At 38.3% G+C, this 342-nt stretch carries 1 pseudogene; it reads left to right on the top strand.

The annotated features are described in order from the left end of the window. Positions 1-342: pseudogene (nusA, locus tag AAEY62_RS21060) on the top strand (transcription termination factor NusA); the annotation flags it as partial.

Genomic DNA, 342 nt, shown 5'->3' on the forward strand with positions numbered 1-342 from the left:
CTGTTGAAGACATGCGTAGCAAAAACGAAGCTGAGTCAGATAAGTTACTTAACTTATTTACTGAAAATTTAGAAATTGATGATGAATTTGCTTCATTATTAATTAACGAAGGTTTCTCGTCACTTGAAGAAGTTGCGTATGTACCGGCATCTGAATTTTTAGAAATTGATGGCTTAGATGAAGAAACGGTTGATCTATTGCGCTCACGTGCAAAAGACGCATTAACCACTAAAGCACTTAAAACGGAAGAAAGCTTAGATGGCGCAGAGCCAGCTGAAGACTTACTTGCGCTTGAAGGCTTAGAACGTCATTTAGCATTTGTTATGGCAAGCAAGGGTGTAA

Source organism: Pseudoalteromonas sp. GW168-MNA-CIBAN-0100 (assembly GCF_040309225.1).
GTDB classification, from domain to species: Bacteria; Pseudomonadota; Gammaproteobacteria; order Enterobacterales; family Alteromonadaceae; genus Pseudoalteromonas; species Pseudoalteromonas arctica.